This window comes from Desulfobaculum bizertense DSM 18034, assembly GCF_900167065.1.
GTDB classification, from domain to species: Bacteria; Desulfobacterota; Desulfovibrionia; order Desulfovibrionales; family Desulfovibrionaceae; genus Desulfobaculum; species Desulfobaculum bizertense.
This window is the reverse complement of sequence record NZ_FUYA01000001.1, coordinates 314,173-332,592: the sequence shown is the minus strand read 5'-3', so window position 1 is coordinate 332,592 and position 18,420 is coordinate 314,173. Positions and strand designations below refer to the sequence as shown.

Here is an 18,420-nt window from a genome sequence, read left to right as displayed (position 1 = left end):
ACTCTGTCATGAGGCTCTCCATGCGCAGGAGAAGCGAGTCAGCCTCAGCGCTTAATAAAGCTCACCAGACCGACAACAGCACCAACGATGAACCCAATGGTGTACGGAGTTGAGGACAGCCCAAGGGTCCACCCAAAGTACTGGAAAAGACCTGCACCTGCGAACGCACAGATAAGCAGGATGATAATCCGAATAAGCATAATGCACCTCGCGGTTAAATATAGAGCACCAGAGCGCAGTATACACGAGATTGCGCCTCAATGAAAAGCTGCCTCTGCATCTTTCTGGATGAGGACAAAATCTCCAGTACTTACCCCTGTTTTGTGTTTTTCCTTGGCCGTCTCCTCCCTTTGGGGAGAAACAAAACCAAGGCAACCAATGCTCCAACAGTGGACCCTATGCCGACGGCAGAGAACGGAAGCCCAAAGGTCCACCCAAAATGCTGAAAAATCAGTGCACAGAAAAATGCACAGAGAAAGATAATGATGAAATTCTGAAAAAAGCGCATGGCTCCTCCGTACTGAAAAATGAGATTCACCCATGAGTATACAGGACTTTGCGCAAAAGAGAAAAGTGGAATCACAAGAGACGAGAAAGATAACAGAGCACTCGGTGAAGAAAAAGAGTGCGCCCAAGTGCAGTGAAGGGATGAAAAAAAAGCTACAGGACAGCAGGCGAAGCGGGCGCATAAAAAAAGCCCCCGCAAGCGGGGGCTGTCTCACTAACACATTAAAATCTAGAGGCTTCCATCAGCTTATTGGGGAACGGAATATTTACCCGTGATGCCCGTCGAATCAAGCTTACCGCCTGTCACCTTCACCGAGCATTCACCACTTTTTCCGGTCGCCTCAATTGTGAACTCGTTATCCCCAAGGTCAACAACCAATCCTGTAATTTCTTTACCAGTTGCACTACCACCGGAGTTATCAATAGTACCCGTAGGGCACGCAAATGTCGTTCCATCAAGCACTGATTTAGCATAATCCATCGCACATGTACTCTGCCAAGCAGAAACAATGCCCTTTGCTACAGCCTCCTCAGCTTTTTTCCTAGCATCAAGGAAACGAGGCACAGCGGCAGCAGCGAGGATGCCAAGGATAACGATGACCGCGATAAGTTCGATCATGGTAAAACCGTTTTTCTTACGGGTATTCTGATTCATACTGTTTTCTCTCCCCAAGGGTAACAGGTGTCAATGAAGTCGATGTGTTTTGTCTCAAGGCACGAACTCTGCCTCAGACTTTCCCTCACTTCGATTACGACAGCGACGCCAGCTTTGACGCCACCAATGTGGTCAGCAAAAAGCGCACTGAGCCTTATGCTCAAACGCATCTGCGCTCTTATGCACCACCGGAATAACTGCACGCTCCATGCCATAAGTCCCCTCTTCGGGCTGGTGGAGCGTCTAAAATTTCCCCGATATTTCAGAAAATTGCAAGCAAAATGTAGAGCAGTTATCATTGCTTATAAAACACTGCTCCATTTTTTGGAGATACAGCTCCAAACTTTGATGAAATGCGCTCAATCTGTGAGCTTTCCCCGTGCTGGACGTTCAGTTCACCAGCTTTGCAGCTGACAAAAAGCGCTGCTTCGGGCTACAGTTTGCCAAAGTACTCTGACGCCAAAGGACACACAGATATTCATGAAATCCCAGAAAAGTCATTCACTCGCAGCTCCCGGCTTTCCTCTTGTAAATATTGCCCCACTCGCAGCCCTTGTGGGTCTCCTCTTTTGCATCCTTGCCGCGCTTGACGTTCTTTCGGTGACCTGCGTGAGTTCCGGCTGTCAGGCCTTTCAGGATGTCACCCTGTTTGGCTTTTCGCTCTGGTGGTACGGAGCCGCCTGTTTTGCCGTACTTCTTCTGCTCCTCGCACTCAAAAAATACAGCCTCGCTCGGCACCTTGCGCTCCTTGCAGTTCTTGCTGACTGCTTTTTGCTTGGCTGGATGGCTCTCAGTGTGACCTGTACAAACTGTTTGCTCGGCGGCGGACTTTTTGCTCTCACAGCCCTGTGCCTCTTTTTTGGGCAATTCAAGGTCAACAAAGTAGCAGCAACAGCACTGCTCCTCTGGCTTTTCCTCCTCAGTCCCAACCTCTTTGGCCTTGCCCACGAATTCACCTCCCCTTGGGTGATGGCAGGTCCCAAAGACGCCGTAGTACGCCTTTATTTCTCTCCATCCTGTGGGGCCTGCTTCAAGGCGGTCAGTGACATGTCCCGCATTCAGGGCGGAGCTGCTTTCATCCCTGTCTGTAAGGAAAAACAGGATATTGGACGCATCATTGCCATGACGCAGGCACTGAGCCAAGGCAAACCGCTTCCTGAGGCATTACGTGAAAGCCAAGCTCATACCACTATTCCAGATGACCTGCCTCTTGCAGAAGAGCTTCGATTTCGAATCCGACTTTTTGCAAACAGCGTCCTTTTCAAACGATTTGGAACACAAAGCTTTCCTCTTATGACGATGTCCGGCTGGTACGCAGGGCCACAAAAATCACACACAGGCTCAAAAGCGAAGCACGATGGACAGGATACTTCCCAAAACGACACAAAATGAAGCTGACCCGGTACATATTTTGCTCAGATTTACGGGCAGAGACACAGATTTTTATACATAGAGGATAAGAAATGCATTTGCAGCGACATGCTTCACGCCCCACCTCATGCGCAGGTTTCACCATGCTGGAGCTTTTGGCCATTATCACTCTGCTTGGCATTCTCGCTGTTGCAGCAGTTTCGAGCATGGGAACGCTTTCTGAATCCTCACTCATCGGGCAAACCGAAGTTCTCAAGCGCCACATCCGCTACACCCAGCACAGAGCCATGAGCACGCGCTCGACATGGAAAATCACCGCCAGTGCCAAGAACCATTCCTACGCCCTGTTTCAAGTGCTGGAAGGCGACAAAGATCAGGTACGGCGTTTTCCCACTGAGCAAAGTGACAGCCGAGTCCTTCCTGATGGTGTCACCTTTTCAGAAGATTGGACTATTGAATTTTCTCCACGAGGAGAACCAGAAGTCTCGAAGCTCCAAAAAGACGGACACCAATGGGCGATTCGCCTTTGCCAAGGCAAGGCAAAACGACAGTTCAAGCTGACAGAATTCACAGGCTTTTTGACAGAAACCGAGAGAGTTCCATGATGACGACACGCACACAGCGGGGCTTTACCCTCATTGAACTTATACTTGCCATCGTCCTGCTCGGCATTGTGGCGGCCTTTGGCGCGACACTCATGATGAACATTGCAAGCAAAAGCGCTGTTCCCTATGCACGCGTGACAAGCAGGGCCGCAGCGCAAAGCATTGTGGAATCCATTCAGAATGACTATCGCGCGCAACTTTTTAAGACTCAGGACGCAAAAGAGGCGCTCAAAAAGATACGCGAGACCCTCAGCTCAAAGTATGGCGAAGGCTACACAGCGACGTCACAGTTCATTGATTTTGATGACAATGGAAATGAAATTCCAGACGCCAGCGGCACACTGCTCAAAGTCACTGTGACTGTTGGAGATCAAACCATCTTTTTTCTTTTGACGAGCTAAGGCATGAACACACAGCATACAGCCAATGGTTTCACTCTTATTGAACTCATTGCCGTTATCGTCCTCGTGGGGATTTTAGCAGCAGCAGGAGGCATGTTCTTTGCCGATGGTGCGCGGGGATACATGGCAGTTCGGGAAAGCTCAGACATCAGCCAAAAGCTCGACCTCACCATCATGCGTCTGGAACGTGAGTTTCGTGAATCACTCGAAATAACGAAACATAACGGCTTTACTGACATCTCAAAAATGGTTGCCGAAACTCCCGCTGGTTTTCGTAGCGTTGCCCTCAACGGAGAAACGCTTTTGATGGGAAAGGGAGAAGATTATCCAACACCCAGCGACGGCTATGTTTTAATGGATCATGTCAAAAATTTCTCCATGACGCTCAACTCAGCCAAAGATGAAAAGGCGTCTGCGAGTGAGGATATTTCGAGCATTTCCATAACGCTCAGCTATGCCGCCCAGTATGGGAAAACACAAACCGTGCGCACAACGCTTTTCCTCCGCAATAATGGAAACATTGGCAGCTCCACGCCGCCCCCCGGTGGAGTCACTCCGCCTGAGCCTGGAGACCACTGCTTTGTTGCCACGGCGGCCTGTGGCGGTGATCTTCATCCAATGGTGCGAACCCTGCGCGCCTTCCGCGACGAGTACCTTGCCCCATGGGCTGGCGGGCGAGCCTTCATCTCTGCCTATTACACATATGGTCCATACTTCGCGAACGCCATTGCTCAGCATCCTGTAGCCAAAATCTGTGCCTACATAGCGCTTCTTCCCCTGACTGGACTCGCAGCGCTCCTGCTTTGGTCTCCACTGGGAGGCTTTGCCATTCTGTTGGCCCTCTGTGGAATTTTCTGCATTTCCAAACACGCATACAAGCGAGCACGCCATGTCGCATAAGCACGAGCGGGGAGCGATACTGCTCACTCTTCTTTTGGGAATGGTTTTCCTTGCCGCAGCAGGAGCTGCGATGGCTCCCATGCTGAGCACAAGTGTGGAAGATCAGGCCATCATGAGCCAAGGCTCGCAGGCCTTCTATGTTGCGGAGTCTGGCTATTCTCTCGCCGCAAACAGGTTCCTGCATGCCAAAGATGGCGACAAAAACTCTGCGCTAGCCAAGCTGCACAATACAACTTTTCGCTTCAAAAAAGCAGGGGACAGTCAGCCCACATTTAGCCTTGCGGTCTACCCTCGCTGGCTGACAGTACGGGGAAGCACCGGAGCAGCCGTCACAGCTCAGGTCTTTGGCGGACTTGATACAGAATTCATCGATTCAGCACGAACTTTTTACTGCCCCCAAACAGGGCAGACATATACTCCACGCTCTTTCAACACCTCAACAAGATTGGCAGAAGCAAGATCCTCCACCAATACCCACAGCTTTACGCTCCAGCTTGATACGCAAGGGCACGGACTCAGCCAAGGCGACGACCTTTTGCCCGCTGCGCTCCCTAGCTCTCGCATCATAAAGAAAAATGCATCTCTCCAGCTCTCCACGGGTGCACAGGCTTTCCCCCAATATGGCGGCGTGTTTCGCGTTCAGGGCCTTGAAGGCGCATGGACATATACGAAACGCGAGGAAAACACTCTAACCAATATTCGTTCAGCAGCTGCGCCAACAAAGACTTTTGAGCCTGTTACAATTCCAGATAACACGCATGTCTTTCTTGATAAATTCGTGGCTGTCGAAAGCACAGGCACAACTCGCTTTGGAAGCTATACCCTGCGTTATGCAGTGCCCATTGGCTGGACATATGAAAGCTCTGAGGCACCCAAAGAAGTTGTACTTTATGAGAATTTTAAGGACGACACGGGTGGATTTTCCAGTGATGGAACACCACGCCCATACACATCCGAAGGAAAACTCAAGCTCCAGCAAAAAGGCGAAGTGCTGTACTCACCTCGTGACAACACTCTAAGCTATGCCAATATTAAAAAGGCCAACAATGGCTGCCTCAACTACGATGCCCAAGTCAAAATTGGCTTTAATCTAAACAATACAAACCAAATTAAAAACATTTTCACAGGCTTAAGCTTCAGGCTTTCAAACGGGAATGGGAACTATGGTTTCTCCCTCATTGGGGACAACGTTCTTAAAGACTTCCTGAACAATCCCGGATCACTGACGAGAAATACACTCTATCTTGTTTTGTGGAAAAAGACAGGAAACCGCTACTCTGTCATTGCCTGCGACGAATGGAGCGAACCATATTTTTTGACAAATTTTTGGGGATTTAGAACGTACTTTACTCCCAACGGGATGGCTTTGGCGGTCCGTGTCACAGAAGGCTACGCCGCCCATTTTTCTCTCCAAAGCGGTCAAAGTATGCCTACCACGGGAACAACATTGAGCTGGAATGGAGGTAAAGCCAAACTCGCCCGAGAACCAGCGTATTCCCAAGGATATTTCTACATGACCGACTCTCCTCGCGCTGGGGAACTCCTTATGACGCTGCCCTCTGGGACACAAATTCCTCAGGGGACTGTCACGGCTAAATTTCACACTCCTGAAGGAGATTCTGGGACTCTCATCCTTTCAAACACCTCAAGCACAAAAACAAATGTCGTAGACTGCTTTTACGGCACTCAGTACAGCTCTACGAGAGTGAACTGGGCCCCATGGTCAATCTATCTGTGGACGGGACGAACTCGCTATAAATACCCATATGGAACACTCACCTGGCCCAAAGAAAACTGGATTGATCGAGGAGAGATTGTCTATGATTATTGGGGAAGATTATTAGGTTTTCAGAGGAGTCCGACACACTTTACACCACTACGTTTCCATACAGAGATACTTCCTGCTCACTACGTCAACACAACGGAGCCTCAGTATCTTACCCTGCTTGATTCTTTATCTTACACCAGTGGGACTTCGCAGTCGCAAGAGGTGGGGATCCATAATTACAGTCACTTTGGACCGGGGCGTGTCAGTTTTGACGATTTTTCCATCAGAGCTACAGCCCGACCAGGTTCCCAAAGCAGCGGCTTCACCGCCCCCATTGTTATTTCGCAATAAAAAAGGCCCTCGAATGAGGGCCTTTTTTCTTCTCTCGCACTAGGGACAAAAAAACACAGAGCACCTGCACCCACGTTTTTCCTCTCGCCTATCCTTGAACAGCAAAAGATCTTCGGATGCGCATGCAGGACGTCCACCCCTAGCAAGGACGCCACGCACAGTGCTCTGTGTACTCTGTATTATTCCACCCAATTCAGGGTTCGATCAACTGCTTTTTTCCAGCCACGATAGCCCTGTTCCCGGGTTTCTTCTTCCATGCGTGGCGACCACGTCCGGTCTTCCTGCCAGTTCTCAATCAATTCACTTCGCTCGTTCCAGAATCCAGAGGCAATGCCTGCGGCATACGCGGCGCCAAGGCAGGTGGTCTCTGCGACGCTCGGACGAGTCACGGGGACATTCAGGACATCCGACTGAAACTGCATCAAAAGTTCATTGCGGACCATTCCACCATCGACCTTGAGGCTCGTCAGTGGCACTCCAGAATCCCTGTTCATGGCTTCCACAATGTCCCGCGTCTGGTACGCCGTAGCTTCCAGCACAGCGCGAGCAATGTGATGTTTGTTCACGTAGCGGGTCAGGCCTGCAATCACGCCACGGGCATCAGGTCGCCAGTATGGAGCAAAAAGGCCAGAAAATGCTGGCACGACATACACTCCGCCAGTATTTTCCACCTGCTTGGCCAGCTCTTCCACCTCGGCCGCATCTTCAAACATTCCCATATTATCGCGCAGCCACTGCACCAAAGCGCCAGCAATAGCAATAGAGCCTTCCAGACAGTAAGACGGCTGGCGACCACTAAACTGATAGGCCACGGTAGTAATCAAACCATGCCGTGACGGAATAGGTTCGTGTCCTGTGTGCAGGAGCAAAAAGCACCCTGTCCCATACGTATTTTTTGCTTCGCCGGGTGTAAAACAGGTCTGCCCCACTAACGCGGCCTGCTGGTCACCAACAGCGCCACAGACAGGCACACGGGCCTGCAACGGACCATGTTCATCCGTTGAACCCCATGTTGCTGCGTCGGATGAAGGAACAATCCGAGGAAGCATCTGGCGCGGGACACCCATAATTTTCATGATGTCTTCATCCCACTCCAGCTTTTTCAAATCCATCAGCATGGTTCGGCTGGCATTGGTCACGTCCGTGACATGCGCACCGCCCTTGGGTCCACCAGTCAGCCACCAGATGACCCAGGTCTCCATCGTACCAAACAGGGCATCGCCCCGCTCTGCGGCAGCCCGTGCTTCTGGAACATTCTCCAGAATCCACTTGATCTTTGGTCCAGAAAAATATGTTGCAACAGGAAGGCCAGTCACCTCACGAAAACGATCCTGTCCGCCATTTTCCATGAGTTCCTTACAAATCTCATGCGTTCTTGTGCACTGCCAGACAATGGCGTTGTAATACGGCTTCCCTGTAAGGCGGTCCCACACAACCGTGGTTTCACGCTGGTTGGTGATGCCAATTGCCGCAAGCTGCGAGCCTTTGATGCCAGACTTGAGCAAAGCTCCGCGGATGACCTCCTGCGTATTGGCCCAGATCTCCAAAGGATCATGCTCAACCCAGCCAGGTTCAGGATAGATCTGCTCATGTTCCTTCTGGTCCAGTCCAACAATTCGGCCATTTTTATCAAAAATAATAAACCGCGTACTCGTCGTTCCCTGATCGACTGCTCCGATGTATTCGGCCATTGCTCTTCCTCCGCTGTTCGTTATCTCATCCCGTTCCGGGAAGCATTGTCTGAGGGACGCCCCCCGGCGCACCGCAGACAAAGATCCCCGAAAAAACGGGCCGGTTTCCCGGCCCGTCATCGTGTTTACTGCTGGGCACGCCAGTTTTTGATCATCTCATCATAGGAGATGGTCTCGCCCTTTTCATCAGGACGTTCAGGCTTTGGTGCGCCAGGCTGGCTCAGCCAGTACTCTCTGCTCTTCTTGGGGTTGAGCTTCGGAGAATACTTGGGCAGACGCAGCTTACTCATCAGCTCGTCCATCTTGTAGGCCAGCTTGTCCATTGCTTCCTGCGGGGTGGCTTCGCCAGTGACGACCAGCGAAACATGCTTCCACCACTGCTCAGCAAGCAGAGGATAATGCGGCGGATTCGGGCCAGAGTCAGTCCACAGCTTTTCAACAGGAGACTTATAGAAGGTCACGATACCACCGTAGGTTCCCTTCTCCTCTTCTTTGGCGAGGTAGTCAGAGAACACAGTCGACTTACGGATGGGGGTACGGCCAACGACAAACTTCTTCAGGCAGACAGTCTTGGAAATGCAGAACTGTGCCCAAAGCCACGCAGCCTTGCGCTCGTCGCCTTTAACGGACTTTTTCAGCAGGGTCCAGGAACCAGCATCATGATAGCCAACCTTCATGCCTTCGTCCCAGTACTTGCCGTGAGGTGTCGGAGCAACACGCCAGAGCGGCTTGCCGTTTTCATCGGTTACAGGGCTGGAAGGATCATTGAATGCCGGGTCAGAAAGCCAGGTAATGTACTGGAAGATACGCTGGGCAACGTTGCCGCGAGACGGAGCAGGTCCAGCCTCAGACCATGTCATGGAAGCAGCGTACGGCGGAGCATACTTTTTCAGCCATTCAACGTACTTGGTTGTTGCATACACAGCGGCAGGGCCGTTGGTTGCGCCACCACGTTCAACAGAAGCACCAACAGGGATCTTGTTTTCGCAACGGATGCCCCATTCATCAACGGGGTAGCCATTGGGAAGCCCCTTGTCGCCAGCACCAGCAATAGACAGCCATGCGTCAGTGAAGCGCCAGCCAAGAGACGGAGACTTCTTTCCGTAGTCCATGTGGCCATAGACTTTCTGACCATCAATGGTCTTGCCGGTAAAGAATTCTGCGATGTCTTCATACGCCTGCCAGTTCACCGGAACACCCAGCTCGTAGCCGTACTTTTCCTTAAATTCTTTCATGAACTGAGGATTGGTAAACCAGTCATAACGGAACCAGTACAGGTTCGCGAACTGCTGGTCAGGCAACTGGAGCTGGCGGCCATCATAATCCTGACCAAATTCAGGATTCAGGAAGTCAGGCATGTCCAGATACGGGTTGGTCACGACTTTGCCTTCGCCAGCCATGTATGCATTCCAGTCCAGAGCGCTGTCCAGACGGAGGTGCGTACCAATCAGGTCGGCGTCGTTCACAAAGATGTGATAAATCGGTCGGTTGGTCTGAATCTGGCGCTGGATGCGGTCAACGACCTCACCTTCGCCAATGATGTCGTGGGTCACCTTGATGCCAGTCAGCTCATAAAAAGCCTTGGTCAGCACCTCAGATTCCCATTTGTGGGTTTTGATACCTTCTGCAACAGACTTGATTTCCATGCCCTTAAAGGGCTTGGAAGCGTTCACAAACCATTCGAGTTCTTTCCGCTGAGCGTCTTTGCTTACTGCGCAGGGCTGGAAATATTCCACCCATTTTTCAATGACTTCGCCCTTGTTTTCCTGTGCCTGCACAGGAAGCGCAAAAACAAAGCCCATGGAGATTGCAGCAAACAGACATACAAATCGTTTTAGCATGTCCCAAGTCTCCTTCGTTGAATTCCGGTTGTGGACATCAATCCCAATATCTTTTCACCACTAAACGAGCTTGAACCTCCTCTCAAAGAAACCACACAGTACGGTAGCGACAGGCCACCGCAGGCCTAGCCCCAGCGCCCCTGAATGAGGCCCCAGGCGACTGCAAGAAACGTCGGGATCAGCAACATGCTGCCCCCAGCGATTCCAAGCCAAACAAGGAAAATGAATATGGCTGACATGATGCCAATAAAGAAACGATCGCCACGACGGGTGATGATCGGATAAAACCCCTTTCGCGGAATACTTGGCGAAACAACGTCCCAGACTGTCATGCAGAACAGGGCAAAAAACAGCCCACCGATGGCAAGCCCCGTCGGCACAGTCCAGTACATCCACGCCGTTTGCTCAGAAATCCATTCCCACATGTGCTAGACCCTCCCAAGGGCAAAGCCCTTTGCCATGTAGTTCCGGACAAAATACACCACAATAGCGCCGGGAATAATGGTCAGGAATCCTGCCGCCGCAAGAAGCCCCCATTTCACACCCTCGGCACCAATACCCACAGTCAGCTGCACCACAGCAGGCTTGGCATTGGTCACGGTCAGGGCCTTGGCCAGAATCAGCTCAACCCATGAGAAGGTGAACGCAAAGAACGCGGTCACGCCAATACCGGGACCAATAAGCGGGAAGAAAATCTTCCGGAAGAACTGTGGGAAGGTGTAGCCATCCACAAAAGCTGTTTCGTCAATCTCGCGCGGGATTCCGGACATAAAGCCCTCAAGAATCCAGATTGCCAGCGGGATGTTGAACAGGCAGTGAGCCAAAGCAACGGCCCAGCAGGTGTCGTAGATGTGCAGCAGGTAATACAGCTCGGTAAACGGCACCATAAATACAGCCGCAGGCGCCATGCGGTTCGTCAGAAGCCAGAAGAACAAGTGGTTGCTCCCCCGGAACTTCCAGCGGGAAAAGGCATACGCACCCGGCACTGCTGCCGTCAGGGTAATCACGACGTTCAGGAACACGTAGGTGAGTGAGTTCATGAAGCTAGAACGCCAGAATGGATTCGTAAAAATTTCCTTGTAGTTATCAAAGGAAATTTCGTGCGGATAAAAGGTGAGTTCCTTCAAAATCTCCACGTCAGTCTTGAGTGACGTGATAATCATCCAGTAAATCGGGATAAACAGCAGAATAAAGTACAGCGTCAGCGCTATTGAGCGTTTGCGAAGCTTCATGACTCTTTCCCTCCCTGCTCGGAGCTGTTCATTGCCTGGAAGAAGAAGAAACTGAACATGATGACAATAAACAGATAGATGATGGACACCGCGCCAGCGTATCCAAGCTCGTAGGATTCTGCCTTACGTGCAACCAAAAGGCTCAGGAAAGTTGTGGAACTTCCCGGACCACCACCAGTCAGGGACAGCGGCTCTGCGTAAATCTTGAATGAGTCCATGAAGCGAAGCAGAACAGCCAAAATCAGAACGGGCTTCAGCTTGGGCAGCGTCACGTAGCGGAAAGTCTTCCATGCTGACGCGCCATCAATCTCTGCGGCCTGATAATAAGCATCCGGAATGGCCTGCAAGCCTGCAAAGGACAGCAGGACAACCAGCGGCGTCCAGTGCCAGACATCCAGAATGAAAATGGTCAGCGGTGCATCAATGGGGTCAAGGGCGACGTTGTACGAGTAGCCAAAGAGATCAAGGAAGCCCGGAATGACGCCAATGGAAGCCTGCGTGAACAGACGCCAGATAATACCCACGACGTTATACGGAATAAGCAGCGGGATACCCAGAAGCACCAGACTCACCGCAAGGCCAATTCCTTTTCTGGGCATGGCCATGGCAATGGCGATTCCCAGCGGAATTTCCACCAGCAGCACCATAGAACTAAAGCAGAGCTGACGGGCAAAGGCCCACCAAAACGCGCTGTCGTGGAGCACTTCCACGTAGTTTTCAAAGCCAACAAACTCCGGCAATGAACCGGAAAAGATGTAATGGACGGAATAGTTTATGACGGTCATCAGTGGCACAAAGGCACTGATTGACATGAGAATCAAGGTGGGGATCAAGAAGATCCATGCCCTGTTTTTCATGGAACACCCCCTAAGCGAGGTTGAATTTTGGACTACACAAGACGGTGACCATCTTCAAAAAGCTTCACTCCCCGCTCCGGGAAGTGCACGCCGATGGTATCTCCCTCCCGCGGTCCAAAATTCTCTGGGGCGCGGGCCTTAATCTGCACATCACCATTTGTCAGGGTCAAAATCCTGTAGGCACCAGTGTTCTCCACAACGGAAATCCGAAACGGGACACAGCCAGAATCATCCGCACAGTCATGTGGTTCGATGAATTCCGGGCGCACACCAAGCTCCAGATCTCCCTGTGCATCCTGCAAAAGATCCCGCAGCTCGGCATCCTGTACCGGAATGGAGAAGGGACCACAGTTCAGCCCAATATCATCAAGGCTGCACGACAGGACATTCATCCCCGGACTCCCAATAAAGTAGCCAATAAAGGGATTTTCCGGATCGTCATGCAACAGCTTTGGACTGCCTTTCTGGACCAGCTCCCCATCCCGGACCACCGTTACGTCGTCGGCAAAGGTCAGGGCTTCGTGCTGGTCATGCGTCACGTAAATCATGGTCTTCTGGAGTGAGACCTGAACCTCGCGCAGCTTGCGTCGCAGTCCCCACTTGAGCTTGGGGTCAATGACGGTCAGCGGCTCGTCCAAAAGGACCGCAGCAGTGCTTTCGCGAATGATGCCACGTCCAAGCGAGATTTTCTGCTTATCCGCAGGGTTCAGCCGGGAGGAATGAATCTTGAGTTTTTCCTCAAGGTCCAGAATTTTTGCCACTTCGCGGACTTTGGAGCGGACTTCCCCTTCCGGGGTTCCCTCGTTGCGAAGCGGAAAGGCCAGATTGTCAAAGACATTCATGGAGTCATAAATCACCGGGAACTGAAAGACCTGAGCAATGCCCCGCTCGCGAGGAGTCAGGCCCGTCACATCCGTCCCATCAATGAGAATCTGCCCCTTGGTCGGGCTGGGCAAAAGCCCGGAAATCAGGTTGAGCAAGGTGGTCTTGCCACATCCCGAAGGCCCAAGAAGCGCGTTTGCACTTCCATCTTCCCAAACAACAGACAAATCCCGAACGGCCCACTTACGCTCACTCTCTGGCGTTTCCGGCGGGTCGTAAGAATGGGAAACATTCACCAGTTCGACTTTCGCCATAGTTCTCTCCTCCTCGTGGACCTATTCCACAAAAGTTTTCACCACCAGAGCCTTGCTGTCCGGGTCAAAGAGGAACAGCCGGTGTGGGTCCATGTAGAGATTGACCTCCGTCCCAATCCGGTGCCGGTGCACCTCTTTTTGCAGCACAACCAAAGGCTGATCCGCAAAACAACAGTGCAGCTCCGTATCGGAACCAATGGTCTCGGACAGGCTGACCTCAGCCTTCAGCGGCACAAGATCATCCCGAATTTTCACGGTGTGAATGTTGTAGGCTCTGATGCCCACCAGATAGTCAGAAAGCTTGAGTTCTTCCGAGAAGTGCGACACGTCCACATCAAGCCCCTGTCCCAGATGCAAAATGCTTCGCCCGTCATCATGGGTCAGGGAACCGCGAAGCAGGTTCATGGTGGGATAACTAAAATAGGCTCCGACTTCGGCCCGCGACGGATAGCGGTAGACCTCACGCAGGGGGCCAAACTGCAGAATCTCGCCGTCTTCCATGTAGCCAACATGCGTTGCCATCGACAGCGCATCAACAGGCTCAGGCGTGGCATAGACAACCACACCACCCTTTTGCGACAAAATCTTTTTCAGCTCGCCACGCAGCTCCTCACGGAGCTTGTAGTCAAGGTTTGCAAGCGGCTCATCAAGAAACGTAAACTTTGCCTCCTTGATGAGCGCACGGGCAATGGCTGTCCGCTGCTGCTGACCACCACTGATTTCTTCCGGATAATGCGTCAGCACCTGTGAAAGCCCCAACAGCTCTGCATAGGTCTGCACCTTTTTATCCAGTTCTTTTTCCGGAAGCTTTTTCCCTTTGCCAGCCCGCAAAGGCGATGCAATGTTTTCATAGACCGTCAGCGACGGGTAATTCACAAACTGCTGGTAAACCATGGCAACAGGCAACTTCTGCACCGGCTCGTTTGTCACGTCGTGTCCGTCAAAATACACACGGCCACGCGTTGGCTTGTCGATACCGGCAAGAATTCGCAACAGCGTTGTCTTGCCTGCTCCAAGGCCTCCGAGCATCGTCACGAATGCACCATCCTCAACCTCAAGCGTGAGGTCCTTCAGGACATCAACGCCGTCAAAGGTTCTCGTCACATGCTCGATTCGTATGCCCAACGTGCCATTCTCCTTTCTTCCCGGAGGGTCACAGCTCAGAGGAGCGCCTCCGTTCAGACAGCCTGTTCGCGTAATGCCGCAACAGCCCTCTGCGCTGTTGCAACGGCCAGTCCAGTCCCACAGCGGGAACGAATCCAGTCCTGATACCCAAGAATGGACCCTGCCGCATAGAGATTGGGATAGACTGGCTGACCATCCACCCCGACAGGCCGACATGCATCATCCACCTGCACCCCGGCCCTATTCAGTTCATGCCCACGAAGGTCAAAATATTCCAGACGGTGCCACATGGAGCGCCCTTCTGGCTGATGCACAGGCAAATCCAGAATGCTCTCCCGTATGCCCGTCCGCCTTGCCTGCAAGCCGCCACCCAAAAAGCGGCCTGTGGCCAAAAGCAGGTTCTTTGCCTCAACCCGACACTCCAGCTCTCTGGCACCACAGTCCAGTGTCCACCCATTCCCGCCCTGCCGAGCCTGCAAAACCTTGTGCCGCGGGAGCAGCATCACACCACGAGCCGACAGGGCCAGTTCATACGCCTCACGAAGACGAATCCCCGGTACTGACGGTGGCATGGACGGAATTTCAAACACAGGACAGCCAAGCAGCTCTGCCATGTTGTGACACACAGCGTCACAGTCATGGATACCAAGCATTGCAGGCATCCCCACAAACTTGGCGTCTGCCAGATGAGGGCGCAGCCGCTCTGCCAGCTTTTCACAGGCACCGGGGACTTCCATCGCCCGTGCCATATGCTCGGCATAGACTTCACTACGGCCTTCCATTCCCGGAAAATCACAGCTCACAGCCCGAATGTTTGGACGGCGCGAAGAAAGCACCGCCGCAAACTGCCGGGCGGAAAAGCCCTTGAGACCTGCAAAGCTCACCACCAGACAGGGGAGCGAACTCTGGAGCATATCCACTCCGGCGCGCATGGTCTGGGGAACCGCCCACGTTGTTTTGGGCAGGCCCGACATGGTGCAGGCCTGAAAATTAGAATCCCCCGCATCCGCATACGGCAGCCCGGCTTCCGCCGTGAACTGCAAAAACTCCCGCATGGCGCTTCGAATTTCCGTCGGGGTACACCGGGCGTAGGGATGGGCAGGCTCTCTGGCAGACAGCTCTTCCACTCCTGCCCACGGATCGGAGAGAGGCGTGGTGTTGCCGCGTTCAGCATAGCCCAGCACGTCAAAATAGCCGCTCGTAAAGACCAGCCCGCCAGTGCTTCCACACAGCACCACAGACAGTCCTTCCTGCGCAGCAAAATACGCGCTGGCAACGCCAGCCAGCCCACAGCCCGCAACCGCAAGATCGACCTGCACGTTCTGCACTGGTCCCTGCGTCATGAAGTCCCTCCCCGGTCTTCAAAATTATCCAGCCCCATCAGGCCACAGTGCACGGCTTCGGCAAGCTCGGCCTGCGCAAGCTGCGTTCCCCACAGCACGGAACGCTGTCCCTTAAAGCGCTCTCCAAAAAATTCCCGCATACGCTGTAGCCCAGTTTCCGACTGAAACACGCCTTCGTCATAGAGATATGACCCAACGCGAATGCCACAGAATGCCCCCTGACAAGCGCCCTTCCCGACCCGACTCCGCAGGCCAATAGCCCGCAACGCTGGCTCGGAAGCGTACTCCTGACAGGAACTCACAATGGTATCCACGGTGCTTTTGGGCACCATTTCGCACTCGCACAGGAGTTCGTCACCATGCGCGTGAGCCGTGAGCCACTCTTTGGGAGTCAGGCCCGGTTCTGTCCACTGACAGCGACGGGTTGAGGGCAAAGCCTCAGTTCGCGTCAGACAGGGCGCGTCCACGCCAAGATGTTCGCAGACAACATCAGCAGTCTTCTCGGCCATGAGGCGATAGGTGGTCAGCTTGCCACCGGCAACAGTCATAAAATTTGTGATGCCCGAACGGGCGTGATCGAAAATCTGAAAACCGCGACTGGCGTTGCGGTCACTAGACTCGCCACCACTTTCGATGAGTGGCCGAACTCCGGCATAGGCCCGGATGTAGCGGGTTAAGCCAAGAAGAGGCATCATCCCCTGCCCTTCTTCGATGTTCTCATCAACTTCGGCCATACTCGGGCGAATTTCATCGAGTGTGTCGAGCCGAACAGAGGTTGTTCCAAGCACGGAAACCGTTCCACCGGGAACGAGTATGTCGCCATTTCCCGGAGGCCGGAGGCGATTGATGACACGATGCGACAGGCGCTCGTGAGTCACGAGCAAGGTTCCCTTGGAATAGCGAAGCGGAATATGCGCCCCGGCAAGTGCAGCAATCTCACCGCACCAGGCACCAGCAGCACTCACCACAATTTCCGGTTCCACCAGCACCTCTTTTCCGGTCCGCACATGGCGGAACAGCACAGAGCGAACGTTCCCGTCCTCAATGTCAAAACGCACAGCCCGGTGCCGACGCATGTAGATGCTGCCGAGGTCACGGGCCTGCGTCAGATTCTCAAGGGAAAGCCGGAAAGGATCTACTGAGGCGTCGTGCACGGCATACACAGCTATGGCATCCGGAGACAGATGAGGCTCCATCTCGTGAGCCTGCGCAAGATCGACAGGCTCGCACGGAACGCCAGCATTGGCGCAGGCAAGGGGGAAATCTGCTATGTAGCTTTCATCATCGCCTTTGACGGCAACAAAAAAGCCCCCGGTATCTTCAATACACTGGGGGGCAAGACGCCGGAGGATGTCCGATTCTTCGCGACATTCCGCAGCAGAATGGGGATCAGAAGAAACATAGCGGCCACCACTGTGCAAGAGTCCGTGGTTTCCACCAGAGGCACCAGCATTAATGTCACCCATTTCGGCGACAACGCAATGCACACCGCGCAAGGCAAGATCCCGAGCCAAACCAGTTCCGGTAACGCCTCCGCCGATTATGAGCACCTGTGTTTGCATTTTACCCTCTGCGACAGTTTTTTAACACGCAGTTTTAGATTACAAATGCCTAATCAAATGTACATGATGCATCAGTTTAGTCAATACTCTTCTTCCGTTTCGCCTTCCTCAATGTATTTTTTCTGTCAATTTACGCTCATGGGTGACAAAAAGCCTCCACCCATGCTACAGTGTGTCAAAATACACACACAAAACAAGTATGTTAGATATGCACGAGCGCACAAAAAACGCAGCAGAAAGCCCTGATTCGTCGCAGTCTCAACAGGTTTTGGACGCGGCCAGAAAAGCAGCCCTGACCAAACGGCAGCAGCATATTCTGGACACAGTTCTTCAACGCGGTTTTGTGTCTCTGGAAGAGCTGGGAAAACTCTTCAAACGCTCGACCCAGACCATGCGGCGAGACATCAAATTCCTCTCCCAGCAGGGCCTTTTGCGGCGCTATCATGGCGGAGCTGCCCCCCCAACCGTGGCGCACAACACGGCGTATGGCATCCGGCGCGTTCTGTGTGGCACAGAAAAAAACGCCATTGCCAAAGCGCTTGCAGCTCAGATTCCAGACAGCTCGTCTCTTTTTCTGGACATTGGAACAACGTCGGAGAGCGTGGCCGCAGCGCTGGAAGATCATCACAGCCTGCGGGTTATCACCAACAACCTGAACGTGGCAGCACAACTCTGCCACCACGACGACTTTGATGTCATTGTCGCTGGTGGCGTGGTACGAGGGCGAGATCATGGCGTAACAGGCGGAGCCACCGTCGATTTTCTCAACCAGTTTCGTGCAGACTATGGCATCGTGACCTTGAGCGGCATTGATGAAGATGGCACCCTGCTCGACTTTGACCTTCAGGAAGTCCGCATTGCCCGCACGATCATGTCCAATTCCCGGCAGGTCATGCTGGCTGCTGACCACACCAAAATTGGCCGGGGGGCCATGATGCGCCTTGGCCATCTCTGTGAGGTGCACGATTTCTTTACAGATCGCCTCCCGCCGCGACACCTGCTGAAAATTCTCGAACAGGCCAGCGTCCGGCTGCATGTTGCGCCGGAAACATCCTGTGCAAGTTAAGGAGTCTTT

General features: G+C 52.9%; 17 protein-coding genes. 6 read left to right on the top strand and 11 right to left on the bottom strand.

From position 1 onward, the window contains the following. Positions 1-44: 44 nt before the first annotated feature. Both B5D23_RS14985 and B5D23_RS01565 read right to left on the bottom strand, forming a co-directional pair. The gene (locus B5D23_RS14985; protein ID WP_159445871.1) at positions 45-200 is read right to left on the bottom strand and encodes a hypothetical protein; all 156 of its coding nucleotides are present in this window, start codon (positions 198-200) and stop codon (positions 45-47) included. Positions 201-754: 554 nt separating this feature from the next. Further along, entirely contained in the window at positions 755-1,162 is a 408-nt protein-coding gene (locus tag B5D23_RS01565) for a type IV pilin protein (protein ID WP_078683637.1), read from the bottom strand. A gap of 480 nt (positions 1,163-1,642) precedes the next feature. Between B5D23_RS01565 and B5D23_RS01555 the strand changes: the two genes are divergently transcribed. The 5 genes from B5D23_RS01555 (at position 1,643) to B5D23_RS01535 (ending at position 6,558) form a co-directional block, all read left to right on the top strand. Beyond that, positions 1,643-2,554 carry a hypothetical protein gene (locus tag B5D23_RS01555; protein ID WP_078683635.1) on the top strand — a complete coding sequence of 304 codons (912 nt, stop codon included), beginning with the start codon at positions 1,643-1,645 and terminating at the stop codon, positions 2,552-2,554. A gap of 71 nt (positions 2,555-2,625) precedes the next feature. Next, entirely contained in the window at positions 2,626-3,138 is a 513-nt protein-coding gene (locus B5D23_RS01550; protein WP_078683634.1) for a pilus assembly FimT family protein, read from the top strand. After that, on the top strand, positions 3,135-3,539 hold the full coding sequence (locus B5D23_RS01545) for a type II secretion system protein (RefSeq protein ID WP_159445870.1): 405 nt from the start codon (positions 3,135-3,137) through the stop codon (positions 3,537-3,539). The genes B5D23_RS01550 and B5D23_RS01545 overlap by 4 nt, the downstream gene beginning before the upstream one ends. A 3-nt stretch (positions 3,540-3,542) precedes the next feature. After that, entirely contained in the window at positions 3,543-4,439 is an 897-nt protein-coding gene (locus tag B5D23_RS15120) for a PulJ/GspJ family protein (RefSeq protein ID WP_078683632.1), read from the top strand. Then, positions 4,429-6,558 (top strand): hypothetical protein, encoded by a 2,130-nt coding sequence (locus B5D23_RS01535; RefSeq protein WP_144012504.1) that lies wholly within the window; start codon positions 4,429-4,431, stop codon positions 6,556-6,558. Before B5D23_RS15120 ends, B5D23_RS01535 begins: the two co-directional genes overlap by 11 nt. A gap of 179 nt (positions 6,559-6,737) precedes the next feature. Here B5D23_RS01535 and glpK read toward each other — a convergent pair whose 3' ends face one another. From glpK to B5D23_RS01490, 9 genes are all read right to left on the bottom strand, one after another. Then, positions 6,738-8,249 (bottom strand): glycerol kinase GlpK, encoded by a 1,512-nt coding sequence (gene glpK, locus B5D23_RS01530; RefSeq protein WP_078683630.1) that lies wholly within the window; start codon positions 8,247-8,249, stop codon positions 6,738-6,740. Positions 8,250-8,374: 125 nt separating this feature from the next. Continuing rightward, the gene (locus tag B5D23_RS01525) at positions 8,375-10,090 is read right to left on the bottom strand and encodes an ABC transporter substrate-binding protein (protein WP_078683629.1); all 1,716 of its coding nucleotides are present in this window, start codon (positions 10,088-10,090) and stop codon (positions 8,375-8,377) included. A gap of 125 nt (positions 10,091-10,215) precedes the next feature. Further along, positions 10,216-10,515, bottom strand: coding sequence for a DUF2160 domain-containing protein (locus B5D23_RS01520; RefSeq protein ID WP_078683628.1), 300 nt, complete (start codon positions 10,513-10,515; stop codon positions 10,216-10,218). A gap of 3 nt (positions 10,516-10,518) precedes the next feature. Next, positions 10,519-11,322 carry a carbohydrate ABC transporter permease gene (locus B5D23_RS01515; RefSeq protein ID WP_078683627.1) on the bottom strand — a complete coding sequence of 268 codons (804 nt, stop codon included), beginning with the start codon at positions 11,320-11,322 and terminating at the stop codon, positions 10,519-10,521. Further along, entirely contained in the window at positions 11,319-12,179 is an 861-nt protein-coding gene (locus B5D23_RS01510) for a carbohydrate ABC transporter permease (protein WP_078683626.1), read from the bottom strand. The genes B5D23_RS01515 and B5D23_RS01510 overlap by 4 nt, the downstream gene beginning before the upstream one ends. 32 nt (positions 12,180-12,211) lie before the next feature. Continuing rightward, positions 12,212-13,315: an ABC transporter ATP-binding protein gene (locus B5D23_RS01505; protein WP_078683625.1), complete on the bottom strand. Its 1,104-nt coding sequence runs from the start codon at positions 13,313-13,315 to the stop codon at positions 12,212-12,214. 21 nt (positions 13,316-13,336) lie between these two features. Then, positions 13,337-14,440 (bottom strand): ABC transporter ATP-binding protein, encoded by a 1,104-nt coding sequence (locus B5D23_RS01500; RefSeq protein WP_078683624.1) that lies wholly within the window; start codon positions 14,438-14,440, stop codon positions 13,337-13,339. Positions 14,441-14,493: 53 nt separating this feature from the next. After that, a complete protein-coding gene (glpB, locus tag B5D23_RS01495; RefSeq protein ID WP_078683623.1) occupies positions 14,494-15,783 on the bottom strand; it encodes a glycerol-3-phosphate dehydrogenase subunit GlpB in 1,290 nt (429 codons plus the stop codon). Continuing rightward, positions 15,780-17,345, bottom strand: coding sequence for an FAD-dependent oxidoreductase (locus B5D23_RS01490; protein ID WP_078683622.1), 1,566 nt, complete (start codon positions 17,343-17,345; stop codon positions 15,780-15,782). The genes glpB and B5D23_RS01490 overlap by 4 nt, the downstream gene beginning before the upstream one ends. 199 nt (positions 17,346-17,544) lie before the next feature. Here B5D23_RS01490 and B5D23_RS01485 point away from each other — a divergent pair, with 199 nt between their 5' ends. Then, the gene (locus tag B5D23_RS01485; protein ID WP_233813672.1) at positions 17,545-18,411 is read left to right on the top strand and encodes a DeoR family transcriptional regulator; all 867 of its coding nucleotides are present in this window, start codon (positions 17,545-17,547) and stop codon (positions 18,409-18,411) included. Positions 18,412-18,420: the final 9 nt, after the last annotated feature.

Coding starts and splice junctions, on each gene's coding strand:
- B5D23_RS14985 (WP_159445871.1), bottom strand. CDS start 200: ATGCTTATTCGGATTATCATCCTGCTTATCTGTGCGTTCGCAGGTGCA.
- B5D23_RS01565 (WP_078683637.1), bottom strand. CDS start 1,162: ATGAATCAGAATACCCGTAAGAAAAACGGTTTTACCATGATCGAACTT.
- B5D23_RS01555 (WP_078683635.1), top strand. CDS start 1,643: ATGAAATCCCAGAAAAGTCATTCACTCGCAGCTCCCGGCTTTCCTCTT.
- B5D23_RS01550 (WP_078683634.1), top strand. CDS start 2,626: ATGCATTTGCAGCGACATGCTTCACGCCCCACCTCATGCGCAGGTTTC.
- B5D23_RS01545 (WP_159445870.1), top strand. CDS start 3,135: ATGATGACGACACGCACACAGCGGGGCTTTACCCTCATTGAACTTATA.
- B5D23_RS15120 (WP_078683632.1), top strand. CDS start 3,543: ATGAACACACAGCATACAGCCAATGGTTTCACTCTTATTGAACTCATT.
- B5D23_RS01535 (WP_144012504.1), top strand. CDS start 4,429: ATGTCGCATAAGCACGAGCGGGGAGCGATACTGCTCACTCTTCTTTTG.
- glpK (WP_078683630.1), bottom strand. CDS start 8,249: ATGGCCGAATACATCGGAGCAGTCGATCAGGGAACGACGAGTACGCGG.
- B5D23_RS01525 (WP_078683629.1), bottom strand. CDS start 10,090: ATGCTAAAACGATTTGTATGTCTGTTTGCTGCAATCTCCATGGGCTTT.
- B5D23_RS01520 (WP_078683628.1), bottom strand. CDS start 10,515: ATGTGGGAATGGATTTCTGAGCAAACGGCGTGGATGTACTGGACTGTG.
- B5D23_RS01515 (WP_078683627.1), bottom strand. CDS start 11,322: ATGAAGCTTCGCAAACGCTCAATAGCGCTGACGCTGTACTTTATTCTG.
- B5D23_RS01510 (WP_078683626.1), bottom strand. CDS start 12,179: ATGAAAAACAGGGCATGGATCTTCTTGATCCCCACCTTGATTCTCATG.
- B5D23_RS01505 (WP_078683625.1), bottom strand. CDS start 13,315: ATGGCGAAAGTCGAACTGGTGAATGTTTCCCATTCTTACGACCCGCCG.
- glpB (WP_078683623.1), bottom strand. CDS start 15,783: ATGACGCAGGGACCAGTGCAGAACGTGCAGGTCGATCTTGCGGTTGCG.
- B5D23_RS01490 (WP_078683622.1), bottom strand. CDS start 17,345: ATGCAAACACAGGTGCTCATAATCGGCGGAGGCGTTACCGGAACTGGT.
- B5D23_RS01485 (WP_233813672.1), top strand. CDS start 17,545: ATGTTAGATATGCACGAGCGCACAAAAAACGCAGCAGAAAGCCCTGAT.